General features: G+C 68.2%; 9 protein-coding genes. 4 read left to right on the top strand and 5 right to left on the bottom strand.

Annotation, left to right across the window (positions count from 1 at the left end; all coding sequences use genetic code 11):
- Positions 1 to 96: 96 nt before the first annotated feature.
- On the bottom strand, positions 97 to 648 hold the full coding sequence (locus VB737_RS04335) for a bifunctional nuclease family protein (RefSeq protein WP_500311432.1): 552 nt from the start codon (positions 646 to 648) through the stop codon (positions 97 to 99).
- Positions 649 to 717: 69 nt separating this feature from the next.
- On the opposite strand from VB737_RS04335, the gene VB737_RS04330 reads away from it, so the two are divergent.
- Entirely contained in the window at positions 718 to 1,356 is a 639-nt protein-coding gene (locus VB737_RS04330; protein ID WP_500311429.1) for a riboflavin synthase, read from the top strand.
- 116 nt (positions 1,357 to 1,472) lie between these two features.
- A complete protein-coding gene (locus VB737_RS04325) occupies positions 1,473 to 2,072 on the top strand; it encodes an HdeD family acid-resistance protein (protein WP_500311427.1) in 600 nt (199 codons plus the stop codon).
- Positions 2,073 to 2,114: 42 nt separating this feature from the next.
- On the opposite strand, the gene VB737_RS04320 is transcribed toward VB737_RS04325, so the two are convergent.
- The 4 genes from VB737_RS04320 to VB737_RS04305 all read right to left on the bottom strand — a co-directional run bounded on the left by VB737_RS04320 (position 2,115) and on the right by VB737_RS04305 (position 5,869).
- On the bottom strand, positions 2,115 to 2,489 hold the full coding sequence (locus VB737_RS04320) for an AbrB family transcriptional regulator (protein ID WP_500311435.1): 375 nt from the start codon (positions 2,487 to 2,489) through the stop codon (positions 2,115 to 2,117).
- Positions 2,490 to 2,610: 121 nt separating this feature from the next.
- Positions 2,611 to 3,219: a cytochrome c oxidase subunit 3 gene (locus tag VB737_RS04315; protein WP_500311425.1), complete on the bottom strand. Its 609-nt coding sequence runs from the start codon at positions 3,217 to 3,219 to the stop codon at positions 2,611 to 2,613.
- A 44-nt stretch (positions 3,220 to 3,263) separates the two neighbouring features.
- A complete protein-coding gene (gene ctaD, locus VB737_RS04310; protein ID WP_500311423.1) occupies positions 3,264 to 4,931 on the bottom strand; it encodes a cytochrome c oxidase subunit I in 1,668 nt (555 codons plus the stop codon).
- 44 nt (positions 4,932 to 4,975) lie between these two features.
- The gene (locus tag VB737_RS04305; RefSeq protein ID WP_500311421.1) at positions 4,976 to 5,869 is read right to left on the bottom strand and encodes a cytochrome c oxidase subunit II; all 894 of its coding nucleotides are present in this window, start codon (positions 5,867 to 5,869) and stop codon (positions 4,976 to 4,978) included.
- 299 nt (positions 5,870 to 6,168) lie between these two features.
- Between VB737_RS04305 and VB737_RS04300 the strand changes: the two genes are divergently transcribed.
- A complete protein-coding gene (locus tag VB737_RS04300) occupies positions 6,169 to 6,942 on the top strand; it encodes a hypothetical protein (RefSeq protein ID WP_500311419.1) in 774 nt (257 codons plus the stop codon).
- A gap of 218 nt (positions 6,943 to 7,160) precedes the next feature.
- Positions 7,161 to 7,754, top strand: a 594-nt coding sequence (locus tag VB737_RS04295; RefSeq protein ID WP_500311417.1) for a COX15/CtaA family protein, incomplete at its 3' end; no start/stop codon positions are given.

The following is a 7,754-nucleotide window of genomic DNA, read 5'->3' as shown; positions in this document are numbered from 1 at the left end:
GCGTCCAGGGCCCGCATCGTGCCGAGGGTGAAGAGCGAGACCGGCCGGCCCTGTCCGAAGGGCCGCCGTGCCGCCGGCAGCGGCGCCGCCGACATCTCAGAGGCCAGAGCTGCCCCCCTCGGGGCTGTCCTCCGGGCTCGGATCGGCCTCGGCGGCGGTGCGGCCGATGTGGCGGATCAGGTCGGCCGGGGTGGTGCGCTCCAGGAAGCGGCGGAAATCCTCCTGATCCTCGGCATCGGCCTCCGCATCCACCGGGATCGAGGCGTCGGCGACCACCTCCTCCAGCATCCAGATGCCGCTGTCGGTGCGCAGGGCCAGGGCGATGGCATCGCTGGGGCGGGCATCCAGCTCGATGGGCTGGTCGGCCGCGCTCTGGAGCTTCAGCACGGCGCGGAAGGTGTTGTCCTCGATCGTGTGGATGATCACCCGCTCCAGCCGCAGGCCGCCGGCCTCCAGCAGGCTGGCCATCAGGTCGTGGCTGAGGGGCCGGGGCGGCCGCTCCCGGTTGAGGCCCGAGAGGATGTTCTGGGCCTGGGCCTGGTCGATCCAGATCGGCACCTGCCGGCGGCCGGAAGGATCGCGCAGCAGCACGATGGGACTGCGGCTGGCCGCATCCAGGGCGATCCCGGCGACACGCATTTCAACCATGGTCGGGCCCGTTCCTCGCGCGTGTTGGTCCCCGTGAAACGATTATGGCCAGTGCCGCCGCCTCAGGGGATGTTCACCGGACTGGTGCAGGCCATCGGCAGGCTGGAGCGGAGTCCGGCCGGTGTGCGGGTGCGCACCGACCTTGGTCCCCTGGCCCTGGGGGACAGCGTCGCCGTCGACGGCGTCTGCCTCACGGTGGCCGAACGGCTGGCCGATGGCTTCCGGGCCGACGTCAGCGAGGAGACCCTGGGCCGCAGCACCCTGGCGGAGCGGGCCGCCACCGGTGGCCGGGTCAACCTGGAGCCGGCCCTGCGTCTGGCCGACCGGCTCGGAGGCCATCTGGTCAGCGGTCACGTCGATGGCCTCGGCGAGGTCACCGCCATCGAGCGGCAGTCCGGGTCCTGGCGGCTGGAGGTGGCCTGGCTGGATCCGGCCTACGGGCGCTACGTGTGCGAGAAGGCGAGCGTGGCCCTCGACGGCATCAGCCTGACGGTGGCCGGCTGCGAGCCCGATGGCAGCCGCTTCTGGATCGCCGTGATTCCCACCACCTGGAGCGGCACCACCCTGGCGGAGCGCCGTGTGGGGGACCGGGTCAATCTGGAGGCCGACCTGCTGGCCAAGTACACCGAGCGGCTGCTGCGACCAGCGACGGCCCCGCCCCAGGCCACCCTTTCCTCCACCTGGCTGGCGGAGCACGGCTGGGGCTAGGTCGCTCGCGTGCCACGACCGCGACCCATCCGCTGCGGCCACCCATCAGCGGTGCTGCAACACGTCAAGGGTCGTTGTCAGTGGAGGGCTGGTTTGTCACGCTGGCGACAGCGCGAATGGCGACGATGCTTCCCACCGAATCCCCCTCCTCCCGCCAGGCCATGGGGGCGGCCCTGCGCGCCTTCACCCTGGCCGAAGGGGTGATGCTGATCGTGCTGGGGGTGCTGGCCCTGGTCTTTCCCGTGCTGGCCTCCAGGTGGGTCACCGCCGTGGTGGCCATCGCCTTCCTGGTGGGGGGCCTGGTGGGCTGGATCAGTTCCCTGCTGCGTTCCCCCGGCCTGAGCCGGGCGATCACCTTCTGGCGCCTGGTGACCTCCACCCTGTTCCTGGTGCTGGGGGTCTGGATGATCCAGCAGATGGCCTCCGGTCCGGCGGCGGCCGCGATCCCGATGGCGGGCCTGGCCCTGGCCATCGGTGTGGTGTTCCTGGTGGAGGGGATCGTGGAGGTCCTTGTGGCGACCTCCCACCGTCACATCACCGGCTGGCGCTGGGGACTCCTGAACGGCCTGGTGACCCTCGCCCTGGGCCTGCTGATCCTCACCATGAAGTTCTGGAGCCTGCTCTGGGTGGTGGGCACCCTGGTGGGCATCAGCTTCCTGTTCAGCGGCATCGATCTGCTGCGCTTCAGTGCCAGCTTCCATCCCGAGCAGGACTGAAGGCCCGAGCGGGAGTTGGGGCGCGGAGGCCTTTGGCCGGCCTCAGGCCGTGCCGTCAGTGCTGGCGCCGTCGAGGGGCAGCAGCCAGATCGAACCGGTCTCCTTGTGGATCTCGATCCGGAACTCCTGGCCGGGCTCCAGCCCCATGCGCCGGGTGTAGGCCTGGCCGATCAGCAGGTTGCCGTTGCCGTGGACCCGGGTGCGGAACTCGGCCTGGCGCCCCTTGCCCACCCCGGCCGAGCCGCCGCCGGCGCTCGACGGCACGGGGTACCCCTTGGCGGCCACCAGGGCGCGATAGAAGTTCTTCCGGAGCACCCGGCCGCTCGGCCCCACGTAGCCGCAGGCCCGGGCGATCTGCTCCTCCGGCCGGTTGCTGAGGGAACGGGCCCGCTCCAACAGGGCCTGGCCCTCCAGCATGACGGTGCCGGCTGGACTGTCCTCATTGGCTGGTCCTTTCTGGGCACCCATCAGCCGGTCAGACGGAGACTTCTGAATTGATTGTGCCGATCGCTGTGCTGAACGGGCAACCGTCAGCGAATCAGAGCAGGTAAAGAATCCCGTAAAGCACCACCCAGATGCCGTCGACGAAGTGCCAGTAGAGCTCGGCGGCCTCCAGGCCGAAGGGGTCGGCGCTGGTGACACGGCCGCCGTTGCGGGTCTGCACCCAGACCAGCAGGATGCAGATCACCCCGAGGGTGACGTGCAGACCATGGAAGCCCGTCAGGGCATAGAAGGTGCTGGCGAAGAGGTTGTCGGTGAGGCCGAAGGGGAGGGTGAAGTACTCCACCATCTGGCCGGCCAGAAACGCTGCCCCCAGCGCTGCGGTGAGCAGCAGCCAGTTGCGGCAGGGCCCCATCCGACCCAGCAGCAGATTGCGGCCGGAACGGTGGAAGGTGTAGCTGCTGACCAGCAGCAGCATGGTGTTGATCGAGGGCAGCAGCAGTTCCAGCTCGTAGGTGGAGCCCGCCGGCAGGGGATTCACTGCACGGAAGGTGAGGTAGGCGGCGAAGAAGCCGGCGAAGGTCATGCCGTCGGCCACCAGGAAGGTGGCCAGGCCGAAGAGCCGGAGATCGGCATGGCCGCCGTGGGCCTCGGCGGCGGCCGCTTCGGCGGCGGTGGCGCTGCTGCTGGTGGCGAGGCTGGTCATGGCGGCCGGACGGTGGATGGGGGGAAGGAGCAGGGGGCAGAGGGTCAGCGGCGGCCGGCGCCACTCCAGAGGTCGCGGCCGGTGGCGGCCTGCACGCTCAGGGTGTCCTCATCGACCCCGTAACCGTAGGGGTGCTGCACCAGCGGCGCCTCACCGATCCAGTTCTCCACCGGTGGCGGCGAGGAGGTGAGCCATTCCGGCGTGAGGGCATTCCAGGGGTTGTCGCCGGCCTCCCGGCCGCGGAAGGCGCTCACGATCACGTTGTAGAGGAAGGGCAGGCTGCTGACGGCCATCAGCAGGGCGCCCACACTGCTGATCTGGTTGAGGGTGGTGAAGCTGGGGTCGTATTCCGCCACCCGCCGCGGCATCCCGTTGAGCCCCAGCCAGTGCTGGGGGGCGAAGCAGAGGTTGAAGCCGATGAAGGTGAGCAGGAAGTGCAGCCGGCCGAGATCCTCGTTGAGCATGCGGCCGGTGAACTTCGGATACCAGTGGTAGATCGAGGCGAAGATCACGAACACCGTGCCGCCATAGACGATGTAGTGGAAATGGCCGACCACGAAGTAGGTGTCGTGGACATGGATATCGAAGGGCACCTGGGCGAGGGCCACGCCGGTGATGCCTCCGAAGACGAAATTGACGATGAAGGCGCAGGAAAACAGCATGGCGCTGTTGAGGGCCAGCTTGCCGCCCCACAGGGTGGCCAGCCAGTTGAAGAACTTGATCCCCGTGGGCACGGCGATGAAGGAGGTGGCGATCGTGAAGAACAGCCGCATCCAGGGGGGAGTGCCGCTGGTGAACATGTGGTGGGCCCAGACCACCAGACCCAGCACCACGATGGCCATGATGGAATACACCATGGTGGTGTAGCCGAACAGGGGCTTGCGGGCGTGGATGGGCAGGATCTCGCTCACCAGGCCGAAGGCCGGCAGCACCATGATGTAGACGGCGGGGTGGGAATAGAACCAGAAGAGGTGCTGGTAGACCACCACGTTCCCGCCCAGGGCCGGGTTGAAGAAGCCCGTGTGGGCCACGATGTCGAAGCTCAGCAGCAGCAGGGTGCCGGCCAGAACAGGGGTGGAGAGCACCACCAGAATGCTGGTGCCGAGCATGGCCCAGCAGTACATGGGCAGCTGCATCAGCTTCAGGCCGGGCCGGCGCAGCTTGAGCACGGTGGCGATGAAGTTGATGCCGCCGAAGATCGAGCTGCCCCCCAGGAGCAGCACGCTGACGATCCAGACGACCTGGCCGAGAGCGGGCGTGGTGATGCTCAGCGGTGGGTAGGCCGTCCAGCCGGACTGGGCCGCCCCGGTGATGAAGTAGCTGCCGATCAGCAGGATGCCGGCCGGCGGAATCATCCAGAAGGCGACCGCGTTGAGCCTGGGGAAGGCCATGTCCCTGGCACCCACGTAGAAGGGAATCAGGTAGTTGCCGAAGGCACCGTTCACCACCGGCACGATCCACAGGAAGATCATCACCGTCCCATGGAGGGTGAGAACTTCGTTATAGGTTTCGCGGCTGACGAAATCCGAGATCGGACTGGCCAGCTCGGCGCGGATCACGCCGGCCAGGGCACCGCCGATGAAATAGAAGAGGAATCCGGTCACCAGGTACTGCAGCCCGATCACCTTGTGATCCAGGCTGAAACTGAAGTAGCGCAGCCAGCCCTGGGGCTGGAGGCTCTCCTGGAAGTCGTTGGGGGAAGCGACGGTCATCGGGCGGATGGGTGCGGACGGAGTCGAGATCGGGGGGCGGGACGTCAGGCGGTGGGGTTGCCCGCGGCACTGGCCACCGTGGCGGCTACGGGACTGTTCTTCTGCAGCCAGGCGTCGTAGGCATCCGGTTCGTGGACCACCACGGTCGAGCGCATGCCGCCGTGGTACGGCCCGCAGAGCTCGGCGCAGATGATCGGGTAACTACCCGCCTTGGTGGGGGTGAAGGTGAGCACGGTGGGCTGGCCGGGGATCACGTCCTGCTTGAGCCGGAACTGGGGCACCCAGAAGGCGTGGATCACGTCGTTGGCCTTCATGCGCAGCTCCACCGGGCGGCCGTTGGGCACATGCAGCTCACCGCTGGTGATGTCCCCTTGCGGGTAGTGGAAGATGAAGGCGAACTGCATGGCCGTCACCTCCACGGGCAGGACATTGGCTTCGTCGGCCGCCGTGCCGATGCCGCCCCAGACCCTGGGGGCCTTCATTGGAGCCGCATCATCCAGGGCGGGGTCCGCCGTGGTGACGGAGGCCTCCATGGTCTCCATCGCCGGCATCCGGTGCATGGCGGAGTGGTCGTTGAGGCTGCTCATGCCCCCCATGCGCTCGTAGATGTCGTAGCTGTAGATGCCGACGAACAGCACCACGACCGCCGGGATGGCGGTCCAGACGATCTCAAGCAGCAGGTTGCCCTCGATCGCCAGGCCGTCGGTGTGGTCGCCCCTGCGGCGGCGGAAGCGCACGAGGCTGAACACCACCAGGCCGACGATACCCAGGAACAGGATCGTGCCGATGCTGAAGAGCACCCGGAAGAGGGAGTCGTAGACGGGGGCGTTGGCGCTGGCGTCGAGGGGCAGCAGGTCGACGTTGTAGCCCACCCACAGGCCGGACAGGACAAGCGCCATGCCCACCAGCAGGGTGACCAGGGAGGAGGGAATCGGCACGGGTACGGCGGCGGGACGGAGTGCGGAAGGGTGGCGAGCTCCTGAGGCCAACAGCTTATGGACGGCCGTTCGCGCGCCGCGCGTTCGTTGTAACCAGAGACGCGATTTCGGAGAAATTTCACATTCACTCCAGGCGATGTGCTGATTCGCCCATCGTCCAAGACCTCCGAACTTCCCGTTCCGCCAGGGCGCCCGCGCATGCCCCTCGCCAAGCGGACGGCCAGCTGTGCCCACCCGGCGCTGCTCTGCCTCCCTGCCATGCGGCGCTGCGACCATGGATCGAACCACGCCCTGCTGCGGTGCCCTTCACCCACGAGCAGATCCAGAGGCTTCGCCACCGCCATCGCGGCTACATCCTCACCCTCGCCACCGAGGTGCTGCTCATCCTGATGCTGCCGTTCTGCCAGTCCCACGTCTGGCTGCTCTCGGTCCTGCTGATCGGCCTGGCGGTGGTGCTGGTCATGACGGTGACGCGCTACTCACCCCTGGTCAGCACCCGGCCCGTGCTGTACGGCCTCTGTGGCCTGGCGCTCGCCCTGGAAGGGGTGTGGCATCTGGCCCTGGCCTTCGATCCACCCCTGGGGCGCCTGGTCACGGTGCCGCATGTGATCGTCTGGCTGCTGTTCTTTCTGGTGGCGCTGATGCGCAAGGTGAAGACCCTGGTACGGGAGCCCTTCGTGACGCTGGCCGTGGTGATGGGCGCCACCTCCGGCTACCTCCTGGTCGGCATCGCCGGCGGGGTGATGCTGGTGGCCCTGTGGGTCCTGCATCCGGGCGCCTACGACCTCTCCGCCCTACCGGTGCTTCAGGATCGCAACGCGGATGCCGTGGCGATGGCGCCGGCGCTGATGGCCGCCTCCTTCACGATCCTGACCAGCGTGGGATCGGAGGTGCTGCGCAGCAGCGACGTGACCGGTCAGGTGATCACGGTGGTGATCACGATTTCGGGGCAGCTGTACATCGCCATTCTCATTGCCCTGATCCTGGGCCGCTTCCACAGCAGACCCGCCAGGGGCAGGCCCTTGCCGCCGTCCCGTTCCCAGCGGGACGGTCACCAGCCCCTGATCCGCTGACCCGGCGCCGGCGATCACCAGTGGCGGACGGCGTCGCTGCCGGGGTGCCGAGTTGGCTGTCCTTGGCGCGCCCGCTGAGAAAGGGCCGTTCGCGCACCCTGGGTTTGTTGTAGCCACAGAGGCAATTTCGTAGAAATTTCACATTCACTTCGGGCGATGTGCTGATTCGCACATCTTTCAATGCCCGCTAACTTGGTCACCCGGAAGAGCATTCGTTCATGGCCGTGGCGCCGTCCGCGCAACCCCTGCCCCTGCCCCGGTCCGCCCCCGGGGAGAGCTGGCCTGTGCGCCTGGTGCCCCTGCTCACCGCCCACCTCGTCGTCGCTCTGGTGGCCCTGGTGGCCATCGGTGGCGCCACCCGGGTGATGCAGGCCGGTCTGGCCTGTCCCGACTGGCCCCTCTGCTACGGCGTTCTCTGGCCGGGCCGCCAGTGGAACCTGCAGGTGTTCCTCGAGTGGTTCCATCGCCTCGACGCCTTCCTGGTGGGCGTGGCCCTGCTGCTCCTGTTCGCCCTCAGCCTGCGCTTCCGCGCCCGCTTCCCCGGCTGGCTGCCCTGGAGTGCCGGCCTGGCCCTGGGCCTGGTGGCTGTCCAGGGCGGCCTGGGAGCCCTCACGGTGCTCAGCCAGCTGGCCGCCCCCACCGTCACCCTGCACCTGGCCGCAGCCCTCAGCCTGGTGCTGCTGCTGAGCGCCATGCACCAGGGGCTGGAGCGGTGCCCCGTCGCCGCCGCCCCCCTGGCCGGCGATCTGCCCCGCTGGTGGTCCCCCCTCCCCGTCCTGGCCGCCCTGCTCGTCGTCGGCCAGTGCCTGCTG

The sequence above is a fragment of the Synechococcus sp. BA-120 BA3 genome, from assembly GCF_034931285.1.
Taxonomy (GTDB): Bacteria; Cyanobacteriota; Cyanobacteriia; order PCC-6307; family Cyanobiaceae; genus Cyanobium.
Note: the sequence above shows the minus strand (reverse complement) of the source record. Positions and strands in the feature narration are given on the sequence as shown.

Coding starts and splice junctions, on each gene's coding strand:
- VB737_RS04330 (WP_500311429.1), top strand. CDS start 718: ATGTTCACCGGACTGGTGCAGGCCATCGGCAGGCTGGAGCGGAGTCCG.
- VB737_RS04315 (WP_500311425.1), bottom strand. CDS start 3,219: ATGACCAGCCTCGCCACCAGCAGCAGCGCCACCGCCGCCGAAGCGGCC.
- VB737_RS04325 (WP_500311427.1), top strand. CDS start 1,473: ATGGCGACGATGCTTCCCACCGAATCCCCCTCCTCCCGCCAGGCCATG.
- VB737_RS04320 (WP_500311435.1), bottom strand. CDS start 2,489: ATGCTGGAGGGCCAGGCCCTGTTGGAGCGGGCCCGTTCCCTCAGCAAC.
- VB737_RS04335 (WP_500311432.1), bottom strand. CDS start 648: ATGGTTGAAATGCGTGTCGCCGGGATCGCCCTGGATGCGGCCAGCCGC.
- ctaD (WP_500311423.1), bottom strand. CDS start 4,931: ATGACCGTCGCTTCCCCCAACGACTTCCAGGAGAGCCTCCAGCCCCAG.